Annotated in this window: 28 protein-coding genes; all 28 read left to right on the top strand. The window is 44.2% G+C overall.

The annotated features are described in order from the left end of the window. Positions 1-182 precede the first annotated feature (182 nt). Positions 183-1,301: a helix-turn-helix domain-containing protein gene (locus DHBDCA_RS03920; RefSeq protein ID WP_015042866.1), complete on the top strand. Its 1,119-nt coding sequence runs from the start codon at positions 183-185 to the stop codon at positions 1,299-1,301. After that, positions 1,301-1,501 (top strand): PLDc N-terminal domain-containing protein, encoded by a 201-nt coding sequence (locus tag DHBDCA_RS03915; RefSeq protein ID WP_015042865.1) that lies wholly within the window; start codon positions 1,301-1,303, stop codon positions 1,499-1,501. Before DHBDCA_RS03920 ends, DHBDCA_RS03915 begins: the two co-directional genes overlap by 1 nt. Next, positions 1,501-2,418 (top strand): ABC transporter ATP-binding protein, encoded by a 918-nt coding sequence (locus DHBDCA_RS03910; protein WP_015042864.1) that lies wholly within the window; start codon positions 1,501-1,503, stop codon positions 2,416-2,418. Before DHBDCA_RS03915 ends, DHBDCA_RS03910 begins: the two co-directional genes overlap by 1 nt. Then, positions 2,415-3,179 (top strand): ABC transporter permease subunit, encoded by a 765-nt coding sequence (locus tag DHBDCA_RS03905; RefSeq protein WP_015042863.1) that lies wholly within the window; start codon positions 2,415-2,417, stop codon positions 3,177-3,179. Before DHBDCA_RS03910 ends, DHBDCA_RS03905 begins: the two co-directional genes overlap by 4 nt. A 258-nt stretch (positions 3,180-3,437) precedes the next feature. After that, on the top strand, positions 3,438-3,590 hold the full coding sequence (locus tag DHBDCA_RS15390; protein ID WP_167967854.1) for a hypothetical protein: 153 nt from the start codon (positions 3,438-3,440) through the stop codon (positions 3,588-3,590). 125 nt (positions 3,591-3,715) lie between these two features. After that, positions 3,716-4,429, top strand: coding sequence for an SDR family NAD(P)-dependent oxidoreductase (locus tag DHBDCA_RS03900; protein ID WP_015042862.1), 714 nt, complete (start codon positions 3,716-3,718; stop codon positions 4,427-4,429). Positions 4,430-4,634: 205 nt separating this feature from the next. Then, positions 4,635-5,540 carry an Lcl domain-containing protein gene (locus DHBDCA_RS03895; RefSeq protein WP_015042861.1) on the top strand — a complete coding sequence of 302 codons (906 nt, stop codon included), beginning with the start codon at positions 4,635-4,637 and terminating at the stop codon, positions 5,538-5,540. A 222-nt stretch (positions 5,541-5,762) separates the two neighbouring features. Further along, positions 5,763-6,572, top strand: coding sequence for a MerR family transcriptional regulator (locus tag DHBDCA_RS03890; RefSeq protein WP_015042860.1), 810 nt, complete (start codon positions 5,763-5,765; stop codon positions 6,570-6,572). Positions 6,573-6,661: 89 nt separating this feature from the next. Next, positions 6,662-7,336, top strand: coding sequence for a methyltransferase family protein (locus tag DHBDCA_RS03885; protein WP_015042859.1), 675 nt, complete (start codon positions 6,662-6,664; stop codon positions 7,334-7,336). Positions 7,337-7,590: 254 nt separating this feature from the next. Continuing rightward, on the top strand, positions 7,591-8,268 hold the full coding sequence (locus tag DHBDCA_RS03880) for a response regulator transcription factor (RefSeq protein ID WP_015042858.1): 678 nt from the start codon (positions 7,591-7,593) through the stop codon (positions 8,266-8,268). A 1-nt stretch (position 8,269) separates the two neighbouring features. Continuing rightward, on the top strand, positions 8,270-9,187 hold the full coding sequence (locus DHBDCA_RS03875; protein ID WP_015042857.1) for a sensor histidine kinase: 918 nt from the start codon (positions 8,270-8,272) through the stop codon (positions 9,185-9,187). Positions 9,188-9,296: 109 nt separating this feature from the next. Continuing rightward, the gene (locus DHBDCA_RS03870; RefSeq protein WP_015042856.1) at positions 9,297-9,974 is read left to right on the top strand and encodes an ABC transporter ATP-binding protein; all 678 of its coding nucleotides are present in this window, start codon (positions 9,297-9,299) and stop codon (positions 9,972-9,974) included. Then, positions 9,971-12,511, top strand: a complete 2,541-nt coding sequence (locus tag DHBDCA_RS03865) for an ABC transporter permease (protein WP_015042855.1) — start codon at positions 9,971-9,973, stop codon at positions 12,509-12,511. Before DHBDCA_RS03870 ends, DHBDCA_RS03865 begins: the two co-directional genes overlap by 4 nt. Positions 12,512-12,609: 98 nt before the next feature. Next, positions 12,610-13,779 carry a pyridoxal phosphate-dependent aminotransferase gene (locus DHBDCA_RS03860; protein ID WP_015042854.1) on the top strand — a complete coding sequence of 390 codons (1,170 nt, stop codon included), beginning with the start codon at positions 12,610-12,612 and terminating at the stop codon, positions 13,777-13,779. 455 nt (positions 13,780-14,234) lie between these two features. After that, on the top strand, positions 14,235-16,124 hold the full coding sequence (locus tag DHBDCA_RS03855) for an NADH-quinone oxidoreductase subunit 5 family protein (protein ID WP_015042853.1): 1,890 nt from the start codon (positions 14,235-14,237) through the stop codon (positions 16,122-16,124). After that, positions 16,121-16,978 carry a respiratory chain complex I subunit 1 family protein gene (locus DHBDCA_RS03850; RefSeq protein ID WP_015042852.1) on the top strand — a complete coding sequence of 286 codons (858 nt, stop codon included), beginning with the start codon at positions 16,121-16,123 and terminating at the stop codon, positions 16,976-16,978. Before DHBDCA_RS03855 ends, DHBDCA_RS03850 begins: the two co-directional genes overlap by 4 nt. Positions 16,979-17,008: 30 nt before the next feature. Next, positions 17,009-17,446, top strand: a complete 438-nt coding sequence (locus DHBDCA_RS03845; RefSeq protein WP_019226285.1) for an NADH-quinone oxidoreductase subunit B family protein — start codon at positions 17,009-17,011, stop codon at positions 17,444-17,446. After that, positions 17,447-17,809, top strand: coding sequence for an NADH-quinone oxidoreductase subunit C (locus DHBDCA_RS03840; protein WP_015042850.1), 363 nt, complete (start codon positions 17,447-17,449; stop codon positions 17,807-17,809). A gap of 15 nt (positions 17,810-17,824) precedes the next feature. Continuing rightward, positions 17,825-18,904 (top strand): hydrogenase large subunit, encoded by a 1,080-nt coding sequence (locus DHBDCA_RS03835; protein WP_015042849.1) that lies wholly within the window; start codon positions 17,825-17,827, stop codon positions 18,902-18,904. Positions 18,905-18,914: 10 nt separating this feature from the next. Then, positions 18,915-19,337, top strand: coding sequence for a 4Fe-4S binding protein (locus tag DHBDCA_RS03830; RefSeq protein WP_015042848.1), 423 nt, complete (start codon positions 18,915-18,917; stop codon positions 19,335-19,337). After that, positions 19,330-19,677 carry a hydrogenase maturation nickel metallochaperone HypA gene (hypA, locus tag DHBDCA_RS03825; RefSeq protein WP_015042847.1) on the top strand — a complete coding sequence of 116 codons (348 nt, stop codon included), beginning with the start codon at positions 19,330-19,332 and terminating at the stop codon, positions 19,675-19,677. The genes DHBDCA_RS03830 and hypA overlap by 8 nt, the downstream gene beginning before the upstream one ends. A gap of 15 nt (positions 19,678-19,692) precedes the next feature. Further along, complete coding sequence (gene hypB, locus DHBDCA_RS03820) at positions 19,693-20,343, top strand: hydrogenase nickel incorporation protein HypB (RefSeq protein WP_015042846.1); 651 nt, start codon at positions 19,693-19,695, stop codon at positions 20,341-20,343. Positions 20,344-20,417: 74 nt separating this feature from the next. Then, the gene (locus DHBDCA_RS03815) at positions 20,418-20,642 is read left to right on the top strand and encodes a HypC/HybG/HupF family hydrogenase formation chaperone (protein ID WP_015042845.1); all 225 of its coding nucleotides are present in this window, start codon (positions 20,418-20,420) and stop codon (positions 20,640-20,642) included. After that, positions 20,632-21,678, top strand: coding sequence for a hydrogenase formation protein HypD (gene hypD / locus DHBDCA_RS03810; protein WP_015042844.1), 1,047 nt, complete (start codon positions 20,632-20,634; stop codon positions 21,676-21,678). The genes DHBDCA_RS03815 and hypD overlap by 11 nt, the downstream gene beginning before the upstream one ends. 160 nt (positions 21,679-21,838) lie before the next feature. After that, entirely contained in the window at positions 21,839-22,828 is a 990-nt protein-coding gene (gene hypE / locus DHBDCA_RS03805; protein ID WP_015042843.1) for a hydrogenase expression/formation protein HypE, read from the top strand. Then, positions 22,791-24,728 carry an LTA synthase family protein gene (locus DHBDCA_RS03800; RefSeq protein WP_193352136.1) on the top strand — a complete coding sequence of 646 codons (1,938 nt, stop codon included), beginning with the start codon at positions 22,791-22,793 and terminating at the stop codon, positions 24,726-24,728. The genes hypE and DHBDCA_RS03800 overlap by 38 nt, the downstream gene beginning before the upstream one ends. A 69-nt stretch (positions 24,729-24,797) precedes the next feature. Next, complete coding sequence (locus DHBDCA_RS03795) at positions 24,798-25,367, top strand: nitroreductase family protein (RefSeq protein ID WP_015045129.1); 570 nt, start codon at positions 24,798-24,800, stop codon at positions 25,365-25,367. A gap of 46 nt (positions 25,368-25,413) precedes the next feature. Continuing rightward, a complete protein-coding gene (locus DHBDCA_RS03790) occupies positions 25,414-25,728 on the top strand; it encodes a TFIIB-type zinc ribbon-containing protein (protein WP_015042840.1) in 315 nt (104 codons plus the stop codon). Positions 25,729-26,231 lie beyond the last annotated feature (503 nt).

The raw sequence follows: 26,231 nt of genomic DNA, 5'->3' as shown, positions 1-26,231 counted from the left end.
TGTCAGCGGTTTCTTGTCGTTTGCCGCGCCAACATTTCCGCAGAGGATAAGACCTGCAGCAAGTTAACTCATAGTTAACTTTTTTTATAATTGTTAACGACGATTCCGTTGAGTAAAAAAAATAAGCAGACTATAATGAACTTGAAAATCAAAACTTAAGAATTGAAAATGAGGTGGGATCTATGACCAAAATCAACATTGGAAAAATAATTGCAGCCCGAAGAAAAGAAAAAAGGCTCACCCAGGAAGAACTGGCCGAATATCTTGGGGTATCCAAACCGGCGGTCTCCAAGTGGGAGTCAGGGCAAAGCTATCCGGATATTATGCTTTTGCCTGTATTGGCGGCCTTCTTCAACGTAAGCGTTGATGAGCTTCTGGGGTATGAAGCTCAAATGACAAGGGAGGATATAAGAAAACTGTACCGCAGACTGGCAAATGCTTTTGCTGCTGAGCCCTTTGACCAAACCTACGCCGAATGCCTGGCGACTATCAAGAAGTATCATTCGTGCTGGAATCTGGTGAATTCCATCGCGCAGCTGCTGGTTAACCACGCACCGCTTGCCGGCGGACCAGACCGGATGAACGACGTTCTGCGGGAAGCCTCGGGATATTTTGAGTGTGTGGAAAAGAACAGCGGTGACGCGGCACTGGCTAGAGAGGCGCTTTCCTTGAGAGCATACTGTTGCTTGGCCCTGCAGGAGCCTGCCCAAGCTATTGATCTGCTCGAAGGGATCGAGGAAGGACCGGTATCAACGGGAATACTGCTGGCCAAAGCCTATGCGATGAAAGGTGACAGCGACCGCGCCAAGCGTTATCTCCAGCAATCTATTTACACCAATGTAGCCAGTCTTTTCGGAGCTTTTCCCGACCTGATGGCACTTTATGCAGATGCTCCGGAAAAAACAGATGCCTGTCTGCAAAAGGTGCTGAGTCTTGGAGAGGTGTTTCAGCTCAAAGAGATGCAGCCGGCCCATTATTTCACGGTGTATCTCACAGCAGCCGCGCTTTACACAGCGCAAAACCGAAACGAGAAAGCGCTGGATATGTTGGAAGCATACGCGGATATTATTTTTCAAAAGAATACTTTTCCGCTAAAACTAAAAGGGAATTCGTTTTTTGACATGCTGCAGCCGTATTTTGAATCTCTCAATTTGGGAGGTGATGCTCCGCGCAGCGATAAACTCATCCGTAAAGATTTAAAGAGCGTTGTTGTAGATAATCCTGCGTTTCAAAGTCTTAAATCAGAGGAGCGTTATCAGAAACTTTGGCGACGACTTGAATCAATGGAGGAGGAAGTCTAATGGAAGATTTGATGTCCTATTTACCTTTTCTAATTCCGGTCATGGTGATTGAACTTGCCCTGGCAGCAGCTGCGCTCGTTCATATTTTCCGGCACAGGACTTACCGCATCGGCAATCAGGTGTTTTGGGTAATTGTCGTCGTCCTGTTCCAGATTATCGGCCCTATCTTGTATTTTACCTTAGGAAAAGGTGACGACTAATGGAAATTCTGAAGCTGGAACATGTCAAGAAAAACTTCGGGGGTCTTCCGGTCATACAGGATTTGAGCTTCTCGGTCTCCGAAAGCTCCGTTTTTGGCCTGATAGGAAAAAACGGAGCAGGGAAGACAACCACCATGAAAATGCTTTTGGGTTTTTTAAAGTCTGACGCCGGAGAAATCAAAGTGTGCGGAGAAAAAGTCGCTTACGGAGACACAAGAACCAACAGGCATGTGGGTTATCTTCCGGATGTGCCGGAATTCTACAGTTACATGACACCCGTCGAATATTTAAGACTGTGCGGGGAAATCTCCGGGCAGAAGCCTCGCCCAATCCGGAAAAAGACGGAAGAACTGCTGGCCCTTGTAGGGCTGGAGAACAGTAACCGAAAAATAAGCGGTTTTTCCCGAGGAATGAAACAGCGGCTGGGGATTGCGCAGGCTTTGATGAACGAGCCACGGCTCCTGATCTGCGATGAACCGACCTCGGCGCTTGACCCCGTTGGCAGAAAAGAAATATTGGACATTTTGTCCATTGCCGGGAAGCAGACCGCCATTTTAATTTCCACCCATATTTTATCCGATGTGGAACGGCTCTGTGATCATATTGGGATTCTGGACGATGGCAAGCTTGTTTTACAAGGAAAACTCTCCGATATCAAGAATAGCTATCGCCATAGTTCCCTCCGGATAGCGTTGGCGGATCAAGACAGCGTTGCTATTCTTGCCGGGAAGCTTGCAAATCTCCCGTTTGTATCTGCAGTGGAGGCCAAAGAAAATTCCCTGACCGTCCGCCTTGAGGACATGGCTACGGAAGGGCTAAAAATTCTGGAACTGCTGCTCAGGGAACAAGTCTTCGTTCTGAAATATGAAGTGCTTGAACCTTCGCTGGAAGATGTGTTTTTGGAGGTTATTCAATGAACGGTTTGATCGCTTTTACTAAAAAAGAATTTCTGGAGCAAATCCGCAGCTATAAAGCCGTTATCATGGTTTCAGTACTGTTCTTATTCGGCATGATGAGCCCCTTACTGGCCAAGATGATGCCCGATATTTTTGCCCAGCTGACCGTTCAGGGAATATCCATCAGCATGCCGGAGCCGACAGTCCTGGATGCCTATGGCCAATTTTTCAAGAACATGAGCCAAATGGGTTTGATCATCCTGCTGCTTGTCTTCAACGTTATACTCTCCCAGGAAGTGACACGCGGTACGCTGGTCATCCTTCTTGCCAAGGGGTTGTCTCGATCTGCGGTCATCATGTCAAAATATTTGGCATCTTTGACTTTATGGACGGTGAGCTATGTCCTTGCCGCGATCACCGATTACGGATACACTGTTTATCTGTTCGGGAGCTTCTCCTTGCCTCATCTGTTTTTCTCCTTATTTTGCCTATGGCTGTTCGGGGCTTTTCTCCTGGCAGTCCTTCTGCTGGCCAGCACACTTGCATCGGGGAATTACGGGGGACTTCTTCTGACAGCCGCAGTCATGATGCTCCTGCTGATTGCCAATGTATTTCCGGTGTTTCAAAAATGGAATCCCGTCGCGCTTGCCTCGGATAACATCACGCTACTTACAAATGCGGAAAAGATTGGCGACATGTCCGTAACAGCTTGGACGACGCTGCTGATGATTGTGTTATGCCTGATTCTCTCAATCATAGTGTTCAGGAAAAAGAAACTGTAAGGCAAAGTACGATGATGCGTTATTCCATTGACCGCTGACAAAATATTTTGGCAGCGGTTTTCGATGTGCCCATAAGGATGTTATGGAAAAACAAGGAATGTATTGAATAATGTTGAATTATATGTAATAAAGGAATACTTGCCAAAAGAGTAATTTTGTAAAAGCATGCTGAAATCTGTTTTCTATAAACAAATTTTCAAGCACAATTAATTACTATGGTGGATAACCTTTTCTGTATATAAATGAGGGGTGGCTAAAATGATGCTTCTATCACCAGGATTTTGGGTTGCTATGTTGAGTTTTGCACTTGTTATGTGGGTAATTAAAGTGCTTTGGAGAATTGACAAGAATGTAAAATCGATTGAGAGAAAATTAGATGCTACTTCAAATAAGAAAGATGATTCATTGTAGGATAAACACAATCTGATATCGCGCATTTGATGCCATGATTATAAAGTTGTTTTGGGGTTTTCTTTTTTGTGATTTTAGGTGCGGTTATTTATTAGTTTTAATAAATTGAGGAATGGTGCCTGGCTATGAAGAAAGCTATTGTAATTGGAGCTACATCTGGGATAGGAAGAGAATTAGCAAAGATATTAGCTGAAAATAATTATATAGTCGGGCTTACTGGTAGAAGAATGGAGCTCCTACATGAGCTCCAGAAAGAAATTATTACTGAGTCATATATTAAAAACTTTGATGTTTCTTCTACAGAAGCCATGAAATTATTAGAAGACTTAATTCAGGAAATGAACGAAGTAGAAATAATTATCATCAGTGCAGGCTGTGGATTTATAAATCCTGATCTTGATTTTGATAAAGAGAAAAAAACAATCGATGTCAATGTGACCGGTTTCGTAGCGATGGTTAATGTGGCTTTTAAATACTTTGTTAAGCGGGGCGTAGGTCATATTGTAGGTATATCATCAATTGCTTCTCTTAGAGGTAATGGAAGTGCCCCAGCATATAATGCATCAAAATCTTTTGTATCCAACTATCTAGAAGGGTTACGTCAAAAGGCATATAAATTAGGAATACCGATAATTATTACAGACATACAACCTGGTTTTGTTGATACGGCTATGGCTCAGGGTGAGGGACTCTTTTGGGTAGCCTCACCAGAGAAGGCTGCATTGCAAATATATAAGAAGATTGTGGTGAAGAAAAAGCATGCTTATATCAGTAAGCGTTGGCGGAGTATAGCGTGGTTGTTAAAAATCATGCCAAATTGGCTTTATAACAAACTCTAAGTAAGCTAAGACAGGTAATCTGTCAATTACGAAAGCGAATACTCCTGAGGAGCCCGGTGCGGTAGTTCTGCACGCCGGAATCTGTGCGGGGGGTGCCGGGCAACCGGCATCTCTACCATGACTCTGAATGAAATAACATTGAGACATTTTGTTTGAGTATCCACATAGATTATAGCGGTGATTTAAATGAGGAGATTGATTGAGGATGGAAAAAAATAAGAAGGTAATTATCGGATGGATAGGTGTGTTCATAACCGTTATATTGTCAAGTGTATGGGCTTATTGGGGTGCTTTTGAAAATTTCCATGAAGGCTGGTACTCAACTTCCATCTGGGAAAACCTCTTTATGTTTTTGTTCCAATATATGTTATTCGCTATTATCTTTGTATTATTAGCATTAGTTATATTAAGATGGAAAAGAATAGGTTTTCTACTACATCTAATTTTTGGTGGCTTTTGTATTTGTTTTTTTTCCGGTGCTAGTTTTAATGTGCTAGGATTATTGATTATTATACCTTTTGCTGTTCTTGGGCTACTTTATTATTTTGGGGAGCCTGAGCCTAAGAAATGGGCATACAGGTTAATCATAATTGTTCCATTAGTTATTACTTTAGTTATTTCAATCCCTCAAGCTATTAAAGTGTCCCAAAGAATTAATGATAATAATTTTGGGATGAGAATAGTAGAAGGGAATGGTGTAACTCTGGCTTGGGCACCAAGAGGGCCTGGATGGCCGGATAAAGGGACTTCCTGGAAAGAGGCGCAAGATATATGCAAGTATTTATCAGAGGATGGCACAACCCTTATGAAGGAAGAGCAAAATATTTGGCGCTTGCCAACAGTGGATGAAGCAGTTCGTTCTATGATGCTCCACGACGAAAATGCAGGTGGAGTCTGGTATCCGGAAGAAGAGAAGGCCGTCTATGATAGAACGCCAGATAAAGAAACACCTTTATGGGATGTACATTCCAAGGTAATCTATTACTGGACTTCAGATACATCAGTAAAGGATGAACAACAGGCATATGTCATTGTCTATCATGGAGGTATATTTGATAAAAGGAAGATCGGTCAACAAGATTATATGAGTTTTAGAGCTGTCAAAGAGTAGCTCAATAACGCTATAGAAGTGATAATTCTAAGTTGCAGGAATCTATTATTATCAAAGAGCGTCCTTATTATATTTGGAGGTTCATCTTATAGTGCCTGCTTCCCAAAACCTTTGTTTGTACAATAAAAGGAAAATTAGTAATAATTAATTCCAATGCTCCCCCAAAATAATTGACTCGACCCTTAGGGTGGGGTTTATAATGACTGTGAAGGTGGGATAACGGTGAAGAATCGAATAAAAATTGGCGATTTCGTTAAATTAACTGGAAGTACATTGAAAACAATTATCTATTACCATAAGATCGGTTTACTGCAAGAACCCGAGCGCTCACAGGGAGGATACCGCTTATACGGGCCGGAAGAGCTAACTCGTATGCAATTAATCAATCACTTGAAATCCCTCGGGCTGGATCTGAAACGTATTAAAGAAGTATTAGGTGATATACACTACAACAAGACATTGCGGGAAGTCTTACAATCCTTACAAAAAGATCTACTAAACGAGAAGAAAAGCCTTGAGGAACGAATAGTAAAAATCGAATTATTGCTGAGTGAAGACAAAGTACGACTAGATGAGGATATTTATGATTCCCCTTCTTTTCAAATGATCACTGAGATATTAAAACCGGAGCAAATTGAAAACTATGCGCGAACCTGCCCGGAACTCTTCGATCAACAACGAAAATTGTTTGGCATTTTGGATGATTTCCAGTGGGGAGAGGACTACCAGGAAACTTTTCGAGCATTGGCCGGATATTTCCAAGATCACCCTGAGCAATATCAAATTTCTTTGGATTATGGAGTGCGTCTGTCCAACCTTTCCCAACTATCCGAAGATGATCCGGAGATTGAAATTCTAGCTCGGGAATCTGTAGAATTTATTAAAAGTATACCTCAGTTAAGAAAGATGTTATGCAACCAGTCAGGTATAAAGAAACCCCTTGAAAGCTTATACAATGATATGGTAGCCAACGTTATTTCACCGGCTCGGATGAAACATAAGCAACTCTTCCAAAAATATCTTAACTCATAATTTTTTATTACAACATTACTTCTGAAAAGTTTTGTTTCATGGTCATAAAAAGTCATTAGTCATTATTGCTAAGATTGGAGGCGATTTCAGTGGAAGGAAGTAATAAACTGTCAAAGCGAAAAGCCTATCTTTTTCCGATAATAATGATGATTGTGATGGGCGTCATCATATTTCTTCCAGCCGGTTCTTTTAGGTTTTGGCAGGCATGGATATGGTGGTTGGGTTTATCTGTACTGATGATTTTTACAACAGCTTTTTTCTTGAAGAAAAGTCCTGAATTACTAGCAAGAAGAATGAAGTTTAACGAAAAAGAAATAACTCGAACCCCCCCCGCCATCCTAAACTTGTATTTTCTCGGATTCATAATTCCCGGTTTTGATTTTCGTTTTCATTGGTCGTCTGTGCCTTTATGGATTATTATCACATCGAATGTTATTGTTTTCTTAGGTTATATATTTATTATCCTTGTCTTTAAAGAAAACAGTTTTGCTTCAACTGTCATCCAGGTCGAGCAAGAACAGCAGGTTATAACAACAGGCCCCTACGCCATTGTTCGCCATCCGATGTACTTAGGAATGTTATTAATGTCGCTTTTTTCTCCTCTAGCTTTAGGCTCTTACTGGGCAATAATACCTTCACTCATGATAATACCATCATTAATACTAAGGATAAAAAGCGAAGAGGAAGTACTACTAAAAAGCTTACCGGGGTACAACGATTATTGTTTAAAGACACGTTACCGTTTGATTCCGTCAATCTGGTAATTAGTTTGAAATTAAGGCATGATATTTGTCATAAATAATAGATTTAAGGAGAAGGGGCACTGTTCTATCTTTCACCCGGGTTACTTCATGACATATGCTATGTGTTGCAGATTTCATACAAGACTAATCAACTAATTTTAGACCATAAGGCCAAGGGGCGTGTATTATTCCTATTAAATCATTTGAAAGTATTGATCAAAAGGTAGAACCAATTAACCCTTCGAAGATGCAAGTCGACAGACAGGAGGTGCATGATGAATCACATTTTAATTGTCGAGGATGATACGGCCCTGAGCAATGGTATTGTTCTGGCCCTTAAAGAAGATCATTGCACCTTTGTGCAGGCGTATGACATTGCCGCGGCCAAGAAACAGCTAAAAACCAACTTCTTTCATTTGGTGATACTCGATGTCAATTTACCGGATGGAAACGGTCTTGACCTTCTAGCTGAGATCCGTAAGAGATTGGCTTTGCCTGTAATTGTCCTGACTGCCAATGATTTGGAAACTGATATTGTAACCGGGTTTGAGCTTGGGGCGGATGACTATATCACAAAACCTTTCAGTCTGATGGTACTGCGGGCCAGAGTGGGCGTCCAACTGCGGAAGGGCAGGCATCAGGTTCGCGATACCGTAAAGATTGACGGGTTTTCCTTTTCCTTTGCAAGGATGGAGTTCAGGAGAGGCGGCAAACCTATTGAACTCAGCAAAACCGAGCAGAAACTGCTCCGGGTCTTAATAGAAAACAGGGGAAAAACTATTTCCCGTACAGATTTGGTGGACAGGATTTGGACAGATGGGGCCGAGTATGTTGACGAGAATGCCTTGTCGGTTACGATAAAAAGACTGCGTGATAAATTGGAAGAGCTTCCGTCTGCACCGCAATATATCAAAACGGTCTATGGCATTGGCTACACCTGGGCGGTGCAGTGAGATGAATACACTTGATTACACCTGTATCGGGATTGCCATTGCTGCGGTATGCGCGGCCGTGATGGTGATTGTCGTTAACCGTCAAAGAACAAAGAAAACGTTTGAAAAAATTGAAGATGTGTTGGACACAGCCATAAACGGTAGCTTTGCCCAAGGTGTTTTTGATGAATCTGCTTTATCCGCGGTGGAATCTAAGCTTGCACGGTATCTTTCCAAATGTGCGGTATCCTCCAAGAATTTGCTTGCGGAAAAGGATAAAATAAAAGAGCTGATTTCTGATATTTCCCATCAGACCAAAACACCCCTTGCCAATATCCTGCTTTATTCACAGCTGCTCAGTGAACACGAATTGCCGGAAGACTGTAAAGTTTGTGTGCAAGCCTTGTCTACACAGGCGGAAAAGCTGAATTTTCTCATCAATGCTTTGGTGAAAATATCACGGCTGGAAACGGGTATTATTACTGTTTCACCGAAACAGGAAGCCCTCCAAAGGTTGCTGGATGAAGTTTGGATACAGATCAGGCCAAAGGCGGAGGCCAAGGGCATTTCTGTTGCCATGGAAGATATGGAGAGTCGTGCCTATTTTGATCTGAAATGGACGACAGAAGCCGTATATAATATCATGGATAACGCCGTAAAATATACCACAAGCGGCGGGTGTATTACCATAAAAGCCATACCCTATGAGTTGTTCTGCCGTATTGATATAACCGATAATGGGATGGGTATTCCCGAGGATGAACAAAGCAAAATATTCACCCGGTTCTATCGCTCGGGAACCGCTGGGAATCAAGAAGGTGTTGGTCTTGGGCTGTTTTTGACCAGAGAGATCATCTCAGCCGAGGGGGGTTATATCAAGGTGTCATCACAGCCGGGCAGTGGTTCTACCTTTTCAGTATTTTTGCCAATAGAAAAGTAAATCTTTCAAGACTGTTAGATTCTAGAAAGATTGTGGAAAGATTGTTGTGATATAGTCAATATTGCAGGCAACTGCGATACTGACTATTTTCTTTGGGGAGGAAAACAAAATGACGATACTTGAAACAACAAAATTAAAAAAATATTACGGCAGCGAGGATACAACGGTTAAAGCGTTAGACGGCATCGACCTCACCGTGGAGAGTGGGGAGTTTGTAGCCATCGTAGGCACATCCGGCAGCGGCAAGTCTACGCTTCTACATATGCTGGGTGGGCTTGACCGTCCCACAAGCGGCACGGTCACTGTCGATGGAAAGGAGATATTTGCACTGAAAGACGAAGAACTGACGATTTTCCGCCGAAGAAAAATTGGCTTTGTCTTTCAAAATTATAATCTTGTTCCTGTATTGAATGTGTACGAGAATACTGTCCTGCCTATTCAGCTCGACGGGAACGAGCCGGATAAACGCTATGTGGACAGAATTATCGGCACATTGGGGCTTGAAAGCAAACTGAACAATCTGCCCAACAATCTTTCCGGCGGTCAGCAGCAGCGGGTGGCGATTGCCAGAGCTTTAGCCGCTAAGCCTGCTATCGTTCTCGCGGATGAGCCGACAGGAAACCTCGACAGTAAAACCAGCCAAGATGTCCTGGGACTGCTCAAGGTTACAAGCGAAAGGTTCAGTCAGACCATTGTTATGATTACCCACAACGAGGAAATTGCCCAGTTGGCAGACCGCATCATCCGAATTGAAGATGGAAAAATCGTGGGTGGTGGAAGCAAATGATCAAAGTAAAAAACAAAAAAGCGATTCGCAATCTGGCTGACAAGAGCTATCGGGCCAATAAAGTCCGCAACTTGATTGCGATCATCGCCATTGCCTTGACAGCGGTGCTTTTCACCACGCTTTTCACCATGGGGATCGGTACAGTGGAGGGTCTTCAGCAGGCCACGATGAGGCAGGCGGGCGGCGACGGCCATGCTGTGCTTAAATATATCACTGACGAGGAATTCAACAACATCAAAGATCATGTACTTATTAAAGAAATTTCCTATAACCGAATGCTATGCGACGGGGTGGAAAACAAGGAATTTCTCAAACGGCGCGCCGAGTTTTGGTATGATGATGATAGCGGGATGAAGCTTGGATTTTGCGAACCAACAAGCGGACACAAACCTGTAGCTGAAAACGAAGTCATTGCAGATACCAAGACCTTGCAGCTGATGGGCGTTCCCTTTGAGGTTGGCGCGTCGCTTACGCTCACACTTGACATCCGGGGCGAAGAAGTACAGCGGGATTTTGTCCTTGCAGGCTGGTGGGAGAGCGATCCCGTCTTTAACGTGGGCCAGATCTTGGCCTCCCGTGCCTATGTAGATGCCCATCTGGCCGAACTGCAAAACAGCTATAAGGCGGACAATTCTCTCACCGGGGTTATCAACGCGTCTATTATGTTCAAAAACAGCATCGATTTGGAGGGAAAACTGGCAAAGGTCATTACCGACAGCGGCTATTCTCTGGATGAAAAAGCACCGAATTACTTAGAGCATAATGTGAGTTGGGCCTATCTCTCCACGAATTTTGGTATGGACGCAGGTACGCTGATTGTACTGCTTTCCGGCTTGCTATTGATCGTGTTCACCGGCTATCTCATTATCTACAACATTTTTCAGATTTCCGTCATTCGGGATATCCGTTTTTATGGCCTCCTGAAAACCATTGGTACAACCGGGAGACAGATACGCCGGATTATCCGCAGACAGGCACTGATCCTTTCCACCATAGGAATTCCAATCGGATTGATTGCAGGTTTCTTTATTGGCAAATCCCTTGTTCCTCTCCTCATAAACAATTCCACCTATGCCGGAAGTGCGGTGTCTGTATCGCCAAGCCCATGGATTTTTATTGGTTCGGCGCTGTTTGCTTTGGTCACCGTACTCATCAGTACCTTCAAACCGGGCAGGATAGCCGCCGCTGTTTCACCGGTGGAGGCAGTGCGGTATACGGATGGAAATACAAAGCAGAACTGCAAACCGAAAAAATCCACTGATGGCGGGAAAATGCCCTGTATGGCCCTGGCTAATTTAGGGCGGAACAAAAGACGTACCGTTTTAGTAGTCATTAGCTTGTCCCTGAGCCTTGTCTTGCTGAACACGGTGTTTACGCTATCTCAGAGCATTGATATGAACAAGTTCCTTTCTAAATTCGTGGATACCGATTTTCTGATTGCCCATGCCGATTACTTTCAAAATGACTACTCCGGTCCCGAAAACCAGACCAGCGAGAGCTTTATTCAGGCGGTGGAAACACAGCCCGGCTTTGAGGCGGGTGGGCGACTGTATGGCGGCAGAGCGGAAGGATTTGCGGCAGAGGACGAAAAGAACACCACCCAGGAATATAACAGGAATCCCTACGGCGGTTTCATGGCTGCGGTCTATGGTCTTGAGGGTATGCCTCTTCAGCGACTGGAGCTTATAGACGGTGAGCTTGATGATGCAAAGCTGGCTACTGGTAAGTACATTCTGGAGGGAGTCCCGCTGGACGATAACAGTGTACCGGAAATGGAGAACAAGCATTATGAGGTTGGTGATACGGTAACACTTCACAACTATAAAGGAACGTCGGAAACATTTGCTGGTAGGGAGTACACGACGCAGGAGTTTATCATGCTGGGTCATGTGGCCATCAAACATTATTCCAATTCCGACCGTACCGGATGGGACTATAACTTCTATCTCCCAGCGGATGTCTATAAAACAATGGTAGTACAGCCCGCTGTAATGAGCTATGCCTTCAATGTTTCCGAAGATCAAGAGACGGCAATGGAGCGTTTTTTGCAAAGCTACACCGATTCAGTGGAACCAGTCATGAATTACGTTTCTAAGTTTACCTCTCTCAAGGAGTTTTCCGGTATGCAGAGCACCGTTGTGATGATTGGCGGCGCACTCAGCTTTATCATCGGGCTGATTGGCATCCTCAATTTTGTCAATGCCATTCTCACCAGCATTTTGACCCGACGCAAAGAATTTGCCATGCTGCAAAGCATAGGCATGACACGAAGGCAGCTGCGCCGTATATTAATGTTTGAAGGATTCTATTATACGCTTGGTACTTGCACACTGTCGCTCGTATTTAGCACATTATTTTCACTTTTGATTGTCAAATCTTTTTGTGGTCTGCTGTGGTTCTTTAGTTATCATTTTATCCTGTGGCCGCTTTTGATCGTACTTCCTTTCCTGTTTATGCTTGGTATGATGATTCCTTTGGTATCGTATGCCATGACGGACAAGCAAAGTATCGTGGAGCGGCTGCGGGAAGCGGAATAGTATTTGTATGATGAGCATATTTTTTTAGGTTGATTTCATCCCGCTTTTTCAGGTAAAATATAATGAAATGATCAACTTGAGGATGGAGATATAGTATTATGCGTATGATATTTGCAGACCGGATGAACAGACTGGGCAGTGAGACGGCTTTTGAAATGCTGGCGAAGGCCAATGTTTTGGAAGCGCAGGGAAGGGAAATTGTTCACCTTGAGATTGGTGAACCGGATTTTCCGACGTTGCCCAATATCATAGAAAAAGGGATGGAATGCCTGCGGGCCGGCATGACAAAATACACACCTTCTTCAGGCCTGCTGGAGGCAAGACAGGCGGTTGCGGATTATGCGGGCAAAAAAAGAGGCTATGAAATCGACCCTCAGGAAGTGGTCATGACGGCGGGCGGAAAGCCGATCATGTTTTACGCCATTTTGGCTACGGTTAACCCCGGAGATGAGGTCATTTATCCGAATCCGGGTTTCCCAATTTATGAATCCGTCATTAAGTTCGTTGGCGGGGTACCGGTACCGATCCCGCTGCGTGAAGAGAATGAGTTCAGAATGGATATCCAAGAATTCAAATCCCTCGTGACAGACAAAACCAAAATGGTGATTATCAACTCGCCGCAAAACCCAACCGGTGGGATGCTGACGAAAGAAGACTATCAGGAAATCGCTGATTTTCTGGCCGATCGTAATATTGTGATTCTATCGGATGAGATTTATGAAAATGTCGTCTATGAAGAGCCGTCATTTTCGATCTCTTCGCTGCCGCATATGAGAGAAAAAACAATCATACTGAACGGATTCTCGAAGACCTATGCGATGACCGGCTGGCGCGCCGGGTACGGCATCATGCCGAAGGAAGCCGCTCAGCAAATTGGCAAGCTCGTTGTGAACAGTACTTCCTGTCTGGCAGGTTTTACACAGATGGCTTGTATTGAGGCCCTGACAGGACCGCAGGATGAAGTTTTGAGAAGAGCAGAGCAGTTCAGAATCAGAAGGGATCGGATCGTTGACGGACTGAATGCCATCAGTGGGGTTACCTGTCTGAAACCACGCGGTGCCTTTTACGTGTTTCCGAATATCAAAGCTTTTGGAAAAACTAGCAAGGAGATGGCCGAGTACCTGTTAAACGAAGCAGGTGTTGCGACCCTCTGGGGCAGTTCGTTCGGGGAATACGGCGAAGGATATCTGAGGATTTCCTATGCAAATTCCCTGGAGAATCTTGAAAAAGCTGTAAGCCAAATTGATACTGCTCTGAGGAAGTTATAGTTGATACTGCTCTGAGAAAGTTATAATAGATATTTTTGAACCAAATAACGGTGTAGTATGAGGCTGTACTGTTGGTTTGGTTCGCCCTGTATTTCAGGTAACTGAAGAGAAGAGCATGAAATAGCATAGTAAAGCATACGGAAGGATCCAGAAGATAGCAGAGAGATTCCAAGGGATATATCGGAGCACAAAGAGGCAGAAAATTCAGAATAATTTAATATATTCTCAAAAAAGTTTAGAAAATTGTTGCAATATTGTTGAAATTATCGAAGCAAGTCCTTATACTAAATACTAAACTTGGTTTGAAATGAGTATGAAACCATATTTTATATTATTTGGAAAGGGGGACATAATAATTTGCAGAAAGCAGAATAAGAACTGGGCACCTTATTTTGCTATCAAGTTCATGATTGAGGTTAATAAATGATTTAATAATTGAGGGGAAAGAGGACACTATGAACACAGTGCTATTTCTTATTTTGTTTCCAATTGTTGTTGCACTGCTTTTGCTTATCTTGCCGCAGCCGGCTGTCCGGAAAGTCATTGTGGTGCTGTCAACAATCATTCTGACTGTAGCATCAGTATATCTGGTTGTTCAGTATTTTAACACAGGGACAGTATTTTTTAATCTGGATAATCAATATATTGATCTTGGAATATTTGCTATTGAGATCATTCTTGCAGTCATTGTCATTGGGATTTCGCTGAAATACAAACAGTATCTGGCTGGGCTTTTGATGCTAACCAGTGCTGCAATTATGATATGGTTTGAAGGTTCTTATGGGGAAGAGATCCAGACATCGTATAATTTATTTGTTGATAACCTCTCTTTGATCATGACACTGATCATTGGAATCATCAGTAGTTTGATAGCCGTATTTGCTATCGGCTATATGAAGGAGTATCATCATCACAAGGAAGTAAAAGACAGGACCCCATTTTTCTTTTTTGTTGTCTTCGTCTTTTTAGGAGCGATGTATGGGGTTGTTTTTGCCAACAATCTGATGTGGCTCTATTTCTTTTGGGAAATCACCACATTCAGTTCATTCTTCCTGATCGGCTACAGCCGTGAAGAAATTGCGGTTAAGAATGCGTTCAGGGCTTTAAACATGAACCTGCTTGGCGGACTTGGTTTTTCCATCGCCATTGTTTACTTATTTATCAATGCGCATACGATTGAGCTGAACATGCTGCCGGAGCTTGCGTCTACCGTAGTGCTTCTGCCGACAGCGTTACTTGCGTTTGCCGGGATGACGAAATCTGCCCAGATGCCGTTTTCTTCCTGGCTGCTCGGTGCGATGGTTGCGCCGACCCCTGTTTCCGCACTGCTCCATTCCAGTACCATGATTAAAGCCGGCGTGTACTTAATCATCAGACTTTCACCGGTTTTTGCTTTTGTTGACGGTGGTTCAATGGTCGGACTGTTTGTCGCGATGGTTGGGGCGGTGACATTTGTCCTGACAGCATTTATGGCCATCTCCCAGTCGGATGCCAAACGTGTACTCGCGTATTCGACGATTTCCAATCTTGGCCTGATTATTGTTTGCGCGGGCATTGGAACCTATCAATTGATGTGGGCTGCGATCATGCTTATGATCTTCCATGCGATTGCCAAGTCTTTGCTCTTCCTGTCTGTTGGTACAGTCGAGCATAACATCGGTGATCGTATCATCGAGTCCATGGACGGACTGATTACCAAAATGCCGAAGATTGCGATTGGTATGGTCATCGGGATTGCTGGAATGTTTCTTGCTCCATTCGGTATGCTGATCAGTAAGTGGGCAGCGCTCGAAGGGCTGGTTACAGCAAATCCGGTACTCACGGTATTTGTGGCCTTTGGAAGTGCCGCAACTTTATTCTTCTGGACAAAGTGGCTTGGTAAGCTTTTGATGGTGAAAGAAAGACCGCTGGAATTCCAGTCAAAGGTCCCACGGACAGAACGCTTCACGCTGACTACGCTTGCTGTTTTGACAGTTGGAGTTTGTCTGCTGTTCCCGCTCATCTCGAAATATTCTTTGGAGCCGTTTATTGCGTCCATCTATAATCAGACATACCTACTGGATCAGGGAAATGTCATCATTCTGCTGATTATGGTCGGCCTGATGGTCGTTCTGCCTGTGGGTCTGTCGCTCACTCACAAGAATGTTCAGTATAAGCCTCAATACCTGGCGGGACTCAATACTCCCGAAAAAGAGAAGTTTTATGGTTCTCTGGGTCTTACAAGAGAAATAACGATGAGGAGTTTCTATCTGGAAAATATTTTCGGTGAGAGCAAACTGTTTAAACTTGGTGTTGTGATCAGTATTGTTCTAATCATCATAATGTTTGGGGTGGGGATCATATGAGTGGAAATTATGCATGGTTAATGGTCATTCTCTATATCATTCTGGCCCCGTTCATCGGTGGTTTGATTACCGGGGTGGACCGCAGAATATCTGCCAGGATGCAGAGCAGATACGGTCCGCCGATTCTGCAGCCTTTCTATGATATTTTTAAATTGATGAACAAAAGCAGTATTGCGGTAAATCCGCAGCAGAGACTGTACATCATCTGTTTCATCGTTTTTGTAATTATCTCGGGAGCGATATTCTTTGGCGGCGGAGACTTGCTGCTGGCGATTTTCGCTTTGACGCTGGCCAGTATCTTCCTAATCATTGCGGCCTACTCTACTTTTTCGCCGTACGCCTATATCGGTGCAGAAAGAGAAATGCTGCAGATCATGGCCTATGAGCCGATGGTCATTTTAACGACTGTAGGAATGTACATGGTGACGAAAAGTTTTAATGTCTGGGACATCGCAATGTATGACCAACCGCTGCTTTACAGTCTGCCAGGTATTTTTCTTGGATTCCTGTTTATCCTAACCATTAAATTCCGTAAATCACCTTTTGATATATCGATGTCTCATCATGCGCACCAGGAGATTGTCCGCGGGATTATCACGGAATTTTCCGGGACGGATCTAGCGCTGATCGAGATTGCCCACTGGTATGAAAATGTCTTCCTGCTGGGTATTGTCTGTCTGTTCTTCGCGTCGAGCCCGGTCATTGCCTTGATCCTGGCGATCGTCGTTTATTTCCTGGAGATCTGGATCGATAACAACTATTCCCGTCTTAAATGGCAGTCCGTGCTCGGAAGCGCCTGGATCGTTGCACTTGTGCTCGGCGTAGGCAACATCGCCTATCTGGCACTCAGATGAAAAACCTTATACTGATTGGAGTGAAATGATTTGTCATACTTGCCGAAGTCTCCTTGGTTGGTCCATTACGACGCCTCCAGCTGCAATGGCTGTGACATCGAAGTACTGGCTTGTCTGACGCCTTTATATGATGTCGAGCGTTTTGGCGTTCTGAATATTGGCAATCCAAAGCATGCCGATATTTTCGTCGTGACAGGATCTGTCAATGAACAAAATAAAGAGGTCATTAAAAATATTTATAACCAGATGGCGGATCCGAAAGTTGTTGTGGCGATCGGAGCCTGTGCTACTTCCGGAGGAATCTTCCGTGAATGCTACAATGTCCAGGGCGGAATCGATAACGTCATTCCGGTAGACGTGTATGTCCCTGGGTGTGCTGCCAGACCTGAAGCAATCATTGACGGTGTCGTTCAGGCTTTGGGAGTTCTTGAGGAAAAATATCAGAACTTGAGGAAGGTGGCGAAATAGATGACGGAACGTATCATTAATCCGGTTACAGCTGAAGAGCTTGTTGATCGTGCGAAGCAGTATCTGCAGAATGGGTATCGCCTGATCCAAATCTGCTGTACCAAAACGCCATCGGAAATGTATTTGCTTTATTCGTTTGAAAAGCTTGATTTGACTTTGGAAAATCTGAGATTGGATGTCCAGTCTGGCGATACTATTCCGAGTATCAGTGATGTGTATTTTGCCGCGTTTCTTTATGAAAACGAGATTCATGATCTCTATGGTATCAATGTCAGTGGAATGGCGGTTGATTTTCAGGGGACATTTTACGAGACGGCAGTTAAGCAGCCATTCAACATAACTGCCGCAGATATGAAAGAATAGGAGAGGGATGGTAATATGGGTGAGCGAACAATAATTCCATTTGGCCCTCAGCATCCGGTACTGCCTGAACCGCTCCATCTCGATCTTATTATGGAAGATGAGAAAGTAGTTGGCGCAGTTCCTTCGATCGGGTTTGTGCACAGGGGCTTGGAAAAGCTGGTTGAAAAAAGAGATTTTAATGAAATGATTTATGTCATTGAACGTATCTGCGGGATTTGCAGTTTTATTCACGGACAGTCCTATGCCCAGACGCTGGAAGGCATGATGGGTGTGGACATTCCGCCCCGTGCCAAATATCTGCGTACCATCTGGGCGGAACTTTCCAGGGTACACAGCCACTTGCTCTGGCTCGGTCTCATGGCCGATGCTTATGGCTTTGAAAGCCTGTTTATGCATTGCTGGCGGATCCGGGAGAAAGTACTCGATATTTTTGAAGAGACCACCGGCGGCAGGGTTATATTTAGTGTATGTAAAATTGGCGGGGTCTGGAAGGATATTGACAACGACACATTGAATAGAATAAAAGTTATTGTCAAAGACATCGGGGAGGAAGCCAAAGCGGTGACGGATGTATTTGTACGGGACTATTCCGTTCAGAAGAGAACCAGGGGCATAGGCGTCGTGACTTATCAGGAAGCGATCGATCTGGGTGCCGTTGGTCCAACCCTGAGGGGCAGTGGTGTTGTTCAGGATATGCGTACCTTAGGCTATGCCGCTTACGGTGATCTGAATTTTGAGCCAATCGTCGAAAAAGACGGTGACTGCTACGCCCGCACCGTGGTTCGGGTGCGTGAAGTATACCAGTCTCTGGATCTCATTCGCCAGTGTATTGAGAAAATACCTGACGGCGAGGTGGATATGAAGGTAAAAGGCAATCCGAGCGGAGAATATATTTCACGTATGGAGCAGCCCCGCGGTCAGACTTTCTACTACGCTAAAGGCAACGGTACAAAATACTTGGAGAGGTTCAGAGTCAGAACACCAACGTTTGCGAATATCCCGACGCTGTTGAAAATACTGCCAGGCGCAGACCTTGCAGATGTTCCGGTGCTGGCATTGACCATCGATCCTTGTATCAGCTGTACGGAAAGGTAGGGAGAGACGCATGGCTTTTAATGTTATTAATAAGACGATTATGAAAAGTTTATTCAGCAAACCCGCTACAGCGATGTATCCGGTCATCAAAAATGAGTTTTATCCCAATACGCGCGGCAGCATTGAGATGGCTAAGATAGAAAATTGCTCGTTCTGCGGCATTTGTTCTAAAAGATGTCCGGCCACAGCTATTGAGGTCGGCAAATCCGATAAAAAGTGGGAAATCGATCGTACCCGCTGTATTGTTTGCAATTTCTGTGTTCAGGTATGCCCGAAAAACTGCCTGAATACCCAAAGAAGTTATACTGCACCAATGAGAGATAAATCGAGTAAGTTGTCTACTGCATATGGGCCTGTAGTCCAGGAAGTTAATTCCGGGACAGCTGCTCAGGAAAATCATACACAGGTGGGAACAGCAGAAGAAGATGCATGAATATCCGATTACTGAACAAATCATAAAAATTGCTTCTGAAAAAGCCAAGGAGAATAATGCGCGTAGTATTACGCGCATTACCTTGGTTGTCGGGGAACAGTCCGGCTTTATTGGCGAATCCATTCAGATGTATTTTGACATTATTTCGAAAGACACGCTCTGCGAGGGGGCTGTTCTCGAAATGGAGAATATTAAAGCCAAGTGGTACTGCCCGGACTGCAATATTCATTATGCGCGTCAGCCGTTTTCTTTTGCCTGCCCTGACTGCGGCAATGATGGCATGCCAACAAACATTGGAAAAGAATTCTATGTTAAAGATATAGAAATAGAAACAGAATAAAAAGGGGGGCCTTAAGTGGCTGAAAAAGAAATTCAGGTTGTCCAGAACATTTTTGATGAAAATGACAGGATAGCCTTTGCGACGCAGGAAAAACTGGGCGAGATGGGAGTCTTTGTTGTTAATATCATGGGGGCTCCCGGAGCAGGAAAGACTTCGAGCATTATTAATCTAATCCAGCAGCTTTCCGAAAATAAAGTATATGTGATCGAAGGAGATATCGAATCGGATATTGACACGGTCAAGCTTAAAGAGTTAGGTATTGAAGCGATCCAGATCAACACGAATGGAGCATGTCATCTGGATGCACCTACGATCCAGAGTTCCTTGGACGGATTGTCTTTCGACAAGCCCGGCCTGTTGTTCATTGAAAATATTGGTAATTTGGTCTGCCCGGCAGAATTCCAAATTGGTGAGCATATCAAAATGCTGATTTGTTCAGCAGCCGAGGGCAGCGATAAGCCATATAAATATCCTTTGGCTTTTGAAAAAGCTGATGTGATTTTGCTTACGAAATGTGATTTAAAAACGTATGTTGATTTTAACGATGAATTTTTTCTTAAAGGTGTTAGAGCGCTGAATAAAACTGCACCGGTCTTTGAAGTCAACGCCAAAACCGGACAAGGTTTTGAAGATGTTGCGGAATGGCTGCTGCAGAGGAAAGGCTAAGGACATTCTTTGCTTTTTTAGGTGAACCGTAATAGAATAACTACTAGCGGCATTTAAACAGGGTGGTGAACGAAATGTGTGTGGCTGTTCCTGGAAAAGTAGTGGAAGTAAACGATTTTACCGGCAAGGTTGATTTCCAGGGAAATATTATCGATGTCAATATGGCCCTGGTGGATGCCCAAGCAGGTGATTACGTACTGGTTCATGCAGGATGTGCTATTGAAGTAATTCAGAAGGACACTGCTGATGAGATTTTGGAGTTATTTGCAGAATTGGAGTCACTGAAATATGAATCTTGACAAGATACTGAAAGAGCTTGCCGGCGATCATCAGGAGCTTAAAATCATGGAAGTATGCGGAACTCATACTTCCTCAATCTTTAAAAACGGCATACGCAGTCTGCTTTCTCCAGAGATCAGGCTTATATCCGGCCCTGGCTGTCCGGTGTGCGTAACTCCGGCTTCCTATATTGATAAAGCCATTGAATGGGCCTTAACACCGAACTGTGTGCTGCTTACCTTTGGCGATATGATGAAAGTGCCGGGCTCGGAGAAATCTTTAAGTGAAGCCAAAGCAGACGGGGCCAGGGTCGAGATCATGTACTCACCGCAGGAAGCGCTCAAAAAGGCCGCAGCTAACCCGGAACTTACGTATGTGATCGCCTGTGTCGGCTTTGAGACCACGATTCCATCTTATGCGCTAGTTATTGAGCAGACGGAGCGTTCCGGTCTGACGAATATTAAGTTTTTAACTGCGCTGCGCAAGGTTATGCCGGCTCTTGATTTTATCTGCGCCACGGATAATGAAATATCAGCGTTTATTGCGCCGGGGCATGTCAGCACAATTCTTGGTTCGCAGGCCTATGCTGATTTGGCGGAGCAGTACATGAAGCCTTTTGCCGTAGCCGGCTTTGAAGGGGAACATATCCTGATCGCAATATATGATTTGGTCAAACAAGTCGAAAATCATAAACACGAAGTGCATAATCTTTATCCTTCCGTGGTTAAGCCCGAAGGGAACGCGGTTGCTTTAGCCTATATCAGCAATTATTTTGAGTCTGGACCGGCTTTTTGGCGCGGGATCGGCGTTATTGAGGATTCCGGTTTATATCTGAATCAAAAATACCGGAAATACGATGCCGGTTCGGCCGACCTTGCCGGTGATGCTGCTCAAAAAACGACGAACTGCCGCTGCGGCGAGGTTATCCTTGGTAAGATCAACCCTGATGAGTGTCCGATGTTTGGGAAGGCCTGTACACCGGCTAAAGCGCAGGGACCCTGTATGGTATCGTCTGAGGGCACCTGCGGCATTTGGTTTCGGTTTACCAAAAAGTAATCCATTCAAGAATTTAACAAACGTTTAAATGTGAGTATGGCAGAAAATAAGTTGGAAAAATATAATAAGAAGATAGATAAAAAGAAGATAGATAAAGAAATATAGTTTGCCGATGTACTCAGGATAAGCAGCCTGTAATGAAAAATGAGTAGGTGAGTTAGTGAAGATTGTAATGGCGCATGGAAGCGGTGGCAATGCTACCAGGGAGCTTATCAAAGATCTTTTTCATAAATATTTAGCCAACGATTACCTTGATAAAATGGAAGATTCGGCAATCCTGCCTGTTTCCGAATATCCGCTAGCGATGACAACCGATTCTTTTGTGGTCACGCCTCTGGAATTTCCGGGCGGGGATATCGGCAAGCTTGCTGTCTGTGGAACGGTAAACGATCTCTGGATGGCAGGAGCCGAGCCTCAGTATCTGACAGCCGGATTTATTCTCGAAGAAGGCCTCGATATGGATTTGCTTGACCGCGTCGTTGCTTCACTGAGCAGAACGGCTAAGGAAGCAGGCATCAAAATTGTTGCCGGAGATACCAAAGTCGTTCAGGGAAATGGCGGTTTGTATATCAATACAGCCGGTCTTGGTTTCAGAAAAAGCGGCAGGAACATTGGCACAGATGTGATCCGTGAGGGAGATGCACTCATCGTTAGCGGTGATTTGGGCAACCATCATGCCTGCATCATGTCTCAGCGCATGGAAATTATCAATTCAATCCAAAGTGACTGTGCAAATCTTGGACCAATGGTTGAGGATTTGCTTCAGGCTGGTATTGAGGTCCGCGCGATGAGGGATATTACACGGGGGGGCTTGGGCACGGTTCTGAATGAGATTGCCGAAGCTTCGAACCATGCTGTAGAAATAGAGGAAAAAAGAATTCCTGTGGATCCGGAAGTCAAATCCTTCTGTGACATTTTAGGCCTGGATCCGCTCTATATGGCCAATGAAGGAAAGTTTCTCTGTATCACTGCTCAGGAACATGCGGAACGGGCTCTGAATATTCTAAAGCAAAATTCTCTTGGCACCAAGGCGAGACTGATTGGCAGCGTTGCAGAGACCGGAAGACCTCTCGTAACAGTGAAAACAAGACTCGGAGGGAAAAGAGTTATCGATGTCTTATATGGTGAAGGCCTTCCAAGGATTTGTTAGAAGCCCTTTGAGAACCAGGGAATTATCAGCTAAGGGCTTTCTGATCTGGATTGCAGCCACAGCATTCATCCAGGTCATTATTGCTGAAATTATCCAACGGGGAGATTTTAAATCAGCTTTTGTATGGATCTATTCCAATCTCCTGGTATTTTTAATTAACGATTTTTTGGCAATTGTACTTCTGTGTTTTTTTCTTTTTCTTACAGGTAATCTGCGGCTTACGGTCATTTCTTCATCCGTCCTGCTGATTTTACTTTCGTTAACAAATATGGTGAAGAAACAGTTTTTAGGGGATCCTTTGTTTCCCTGGGATTTTGGGAGATTCGATCAGGTTTATAATCTGCTGCCTAAGATTTCTGGAGAAGTGCTGCCGGTCCTTTTTTTTCTTGGCATGATGATTATCGTCCTCATTCTGGCCGGGACATTCTTTATTCCGAAATATCGCCTACGCTTAAGGACCAGGATGGGCGTTCTTGTGGGCGTCGCTATTCTGATTCCATTACTGGTTTTTTACCGGCATACGCCGATCCAGACGTTGTTTAAAATGGCCGAAATCGAACATATCTACTGGGTCCAAACCCAAAACAGCTTACAGAACGGTTTTCTTCTGGGTTTCATGATGAACACGGAATATATCATGGTTTTGAAGCCAGCCGGCTACAGTGAAGAAACCATTAGCAAGATCACGGCTGAGGACAAAGCCGGTTTGTCAGCGGCGGCTGCCAATGTTCAGGACAGCGGAATGAAGCCGGATATTGTTGTCATTCTGGATGAATCTTTCTGGGATCCTACCAGGCTTCCGAAGGTTGCTTTTTCTGAAGATCCGCTGCCGAATTTTCGAGAATTAGGTAACGAAGGCGCTTCTGGCGAGATATTATCCCCGGTGTTTGGAGGAAGTACGGCTAATGTGGAATTTGAGTTTTTGACAGGATTATCGACCAATTTCCTGCCACAGGGAGCGATTGCTTACCAGCAGTATGTCACAAAATCCCTGCCTGCTTTGCCGAACTTACTTCAGCGTTACGGCTACGAGACGACGGCCATTCATCCCTACCACGGCTGGTTCTATGACAGGGACAAGATTTACCCGCTGCTGGGTTTTCAGCACTTTTATAGTCTGGAAGATTTCAACGGGGCCAAAATTGACGGTGAATATATCGCAGATATCGAAGTCAGTAAAAAAATTATTCAAGAGCTTCAAACAGCCGATCAGCCGGAATTCATTTTTGCTGTAACGATGCAAAATCACGGTCCTTATCCGGCGGACCGTTACAGTGATCATACGGTCAGTACATCCGGCAGTCTTACATCCGAAGGAAAAGGGATTTTAGACACCTATGCGGAAGGCGTACGAGATGCAGATGCATCGCTGGCTTATCTGACTGACTATTTGCGGAAATCGGATAGGCCGACAATCGTTGTTTATTTTGGGGACCACCTGCCTTTTTTAGGTAAGGATTATGAAGTCTATAAAGAAACCGGCTATATTACCGAGAATGAAAACGAATGGTCAACGGGGGACACCTTAAAAATGAAATCGGTTCCGCTGATCATCTGGTCAAACGATCAACAGGACACGGTTGAAACAAATGCAGATACAGATGCAGATACAAGTTCTGCGGACGCAGCCAAAACGATACGAAGTACCACAGATTTGGGACTTATCAGCCCGTCATTTCTAGGGGCCTATTTGTTGAAACAGTTGAATTATCCAGGGAATACTATTTTTGAGTATACCAGCCGGATGGCAGATGTACTGCCCGTTTACGGCAAATCGGTCTTCGTTGACCAATATGGGCAGACGTACAACGAGCTTCCTTCATCATTTCAGGAAGCAGAAAAAGATTACTGGCTGCTGGAATATGACCTGTTATTTGGGAAGCAATATTCAAAAAAATAAGGCGAGCGTTTGAGACGGGTAAAGTTTTTATCTAGAGCTGATAGATCCTAGTTTGTGTATTAGAAGCCAATGAATATACAGGAAAGAGGGATAAAAATGCTTGATTTATTATATGATAGAAGAAGTATCCGTAAATACAGTCCGGCCGCAATCGAAAAAGATAAAATCCAAAACCTGGTCAAGGCTGCTTTGTTGGCTCCTTCCGGTAGAGGGATTCAGCCGCAGCGTTTCATCATTGTGGAAGATCATGACCTACTTCAGAAACTTTCCTTGGCCAGAGAGCACGGATCAGCTTTCTTAAGCGGAGCCCCTTTGTCCATTGTGGTCCTGGCGGACAGCAGTCTGACCGATGTCTGGACCGAAGATGCATCCATAGCTGCAATCATTATTCAATTGGCCGCAAAATCGATGGGACTAGGCTCCTGCTGGGTTCAGGTCAGAAACAGAAATCAGTCCGAGGGAAAGACCACGGAAGAATATATCCAGGAAGTGCTGAACATACCTCGGGGCTTAAAAGTGGAATGTATGATTGGGCTTGGATATCCTGCTGAACAAAAATTACGCAGGACGGAGCAAGATTTGCAATATCAAAATATATTTGTCAATCAATACGGAACAGAATTTCTAAACAAATATTAAGCATATAAGCTTATCCTATAAATAAATTCTTGTGGAGGTGTTGTTCATGGATTGTCCGGTGTGTCATGTGAATTTGCAGATGACGGAACGCAAAGGAGTAGAAATTGATTACTGCCCGCAGTGCCGCGGGATCTGGCTCGATCGCGGCGAATTGGACAAAATTATCGAAAAATCTCAATCCGAGAGCAGTACGCAGGAACGCAGACCTGGATATGTGAATGAATACGGAAATTATGAGCATGAAGACAAACAACATGATCGTGAACATGAGCATGAGTATGATCGTGACCATTACGGCAAAAATTCGAAGCACCGCAGGGGATCTTTTTTAAGTGATTTGTTCGACTTTGGCGGTGACTGATCCATCCCTCAACGAAAAAGTGAGGAATTTATTGCCTGGATAAAAAACAGCAAAAATGCGAATTCTAAGATCGTAAAAGGGTACGTAATGGTTGAGCCAAGATTCTGTTATGCTCTTTCGGGGGTGTAACCGGGTCGGCCAAAGATTGGCTGAAGGTCAAAGGCTTTCAGGCAGTCGGAGGGAAGATTTTTAACGGTTGGGAAAAGCTTTAAGGCAGTCGATTAATTTTTATTGTTTTAGGGTTCCAACCTATCGTTAAGGGTCGAGCTAAGATTATGCCGGGTGTCGTATATTCTATGAGTTTGTAAGTTCGTTACAAAGTTATAGAATTAATGGTTGGCTGCAGCCGTGAGGTTGCTGTCAGCTGTTAAGATATCTTGCATGGTCGAACAAACCATGATCATAGGTGGCGACCTGCTTGGTTATGGTCGAAAGATCATGGCTAGGTAATCAACCATCTATGGTGGTGCAAGGTAGATCATTGCGTGCTCTTTTCAGACCAA

The organism is Dehalobacter sp. DCA (assembly GCF_000305775.1).
GTDB lineage: Bacteria > Bacillota > Desulfitobacteriia > Desulfitobacteriales > Syntrophobotulaceae > Dehalobacter > Dehalobacter alkaniphilus.
The sequence above is the reverse complement of the archived record's forward strand: the minus strand, read 5'-3'. Positions and strand labels throughout refer to the sequence as shown.

Excerpts from the sequence above, each read along its gene's own strand:
- DHBDCA_RS15390 (WP_167967854.1), top strand. The coding sequence starts at position 3,438 with ATGATGCTTCTATCACCAGGATTTTGGGTTGCTATGTTGAGTTTTGCA.
- DHBDCA_RS03840 (WP_015042850.1), top strand. The coding sequence starts at position 17,447 with ATGACGGAACGTATCATTAATCCGGTTACAGCTGAAGAGCTTGTTGAT.
- DHBDCA_RS03795 (WP_015045129.1), top strand. The coding sequence starts at position 24,798 with ATGAATATACAGGAAAGAGGGATAAAAATGCTTGATTTATTATATGAT.
- DHBDCA_RS03880 (WP_015042858.1), top strand. The coding sequence starts at position 7,591 with ATGAATCACATTTTAATTGTCGAGGATGATACGGCCCTGAGCAATGGT.
- DHBDCA_RS03910 (WP_015042864.1), top strand. The coding sequence starts at position 1,501 with ATGGAAATTCTGAAGCTGGAACATGTCAAGAAAAACTTCGGGGGTCTT.
- DHBDCA_RS03855 (WP_015042853.1), top strand. The coding sequence starts at position 14,235 with ATGAACACAGTGCTATTTCTTATTTTGTTTCCAATTGTTGTTGCACTG.
- DHBDCA_RS03860 (WP_015042854.1), top strand. The coding sequence starts at position 12,610 with ATGCGTATGATATTTGCAGACCGGATGAACAGACTGGGCAGTGAGACG.
- DHBDCA_RS03865 (WP_015042855.1), top strand. The coding sequence starts at position 9,971 with ATGATCAAAGTAAAAAACAAAAAAGCGATTCGCAATCTGGCTGACAAG.
- DHBDCA_RS03895 (WP_015042861.1), top strand. The coding sequence starts at position 4,635 with ATGGAAAAAAATAAGAAGGTAATTATCGGATGGATAGGTGTGTTCATA.
- DHBDCA_RS03815 (WP_015042845.1), top strand. The coding sequence starts at position 20,418 with ATGTGTGTGGCTGTTCCTGGAAAAGTAGTGGAAGTAAACGATTTTACC.
- DHBDCA_RS03835 (WP_015042849.1), top strand. The coding sequence starts at position 17,825 with ATGGGTGAGCGAACAATAATTCCATTTGGCCCTCAGCATCCGGTACTG.
- DHBDCA_RS03790 (WP_015042840.1), top strand. The coding sequence starts at position 25,414 with ATGGATTGTCCGGTGTGTCATGTGAATTTGCAGATGACGGAACGCAAA.
- DHBDCA_RS03830 (WP_015042848.1), top strand. The coding sequence starts at position 18,915 with ATGGCTTTTAATGTTATTAATAAGACGATTATGAAAAGTTTATTCAGC.
- DHBDCA_RS03875 (WP_015042857.1), top strand. The coding sequence starts at position 8,270 with ATGAATACACTTGATTACACCTGTATCGGGATTGCCATTGCTGCGGTA.
- hypA (WP_015042847.1), top strand. The coding sequence starts at position 19,330 with ATGCATGAATATCCGATTACTGAACAAATCATAAAAATTGCTTCTGAA.
- hypD (WP_015042844.1), top strand. The coding sequence starts at position 20,632 with ATGAATCTTGACAAGATACTGAAAGAGCTTGCCGGCGATCATCAGGAG.
- DHBDCA_RS03900 (WP_015042862.1), top strand. The coding sequence starts at position 3,716 with ATGAAGAAAGCTATTGTAATTGGAGCTACATCTGGGATAGGAAGAGAA.
- DHBDCA_RS03905 (WP_015042863.1), top strand. The coding sequence starts at position 2,415 with ATGAACGGTTTGATCGCTTTTACTAAAAAAGAATTTCTGGAGCAAATC.
- DHBDCA_RS03920 (WP_015042866.1), top strand. The coding sequence starts at position 183 with ATGACCAAAATCAACATTGGAAAAATAATTGCAGCCCGAAGAAAAGAA.
- DHBDCA_RS03870 (WP_015042856.1), top strand. The coding sequence starts at position 9,297 with ATGACGATACTTGAAACAACAAAATTAAAAAAATATTACGGCAGCGAG.
- DHBDCA_RS03915 (WP_015042865.1), top strand. The coding sequence starts at position 1,301 with ATGGAAGATTTGATGTCCTATTTACCTTTTCTAATTCCGGTCATGGTG.
- DHBDCA_RS03850 (WP_015042852.1), top strand. The coding sequence starts at position 16,121 with ATGAGTGGAAATTATGCATGGTTAATGGTCATTCTCTATATCATTCTG.
- DHBDCA_RS03800 (WP_193352136.1), top strand. The coding sequence starts at position 22,791 with ATGTCTTATATGGTGAAGGCCTTCCAAGGATTTGTTAGAAGCCCTTTG.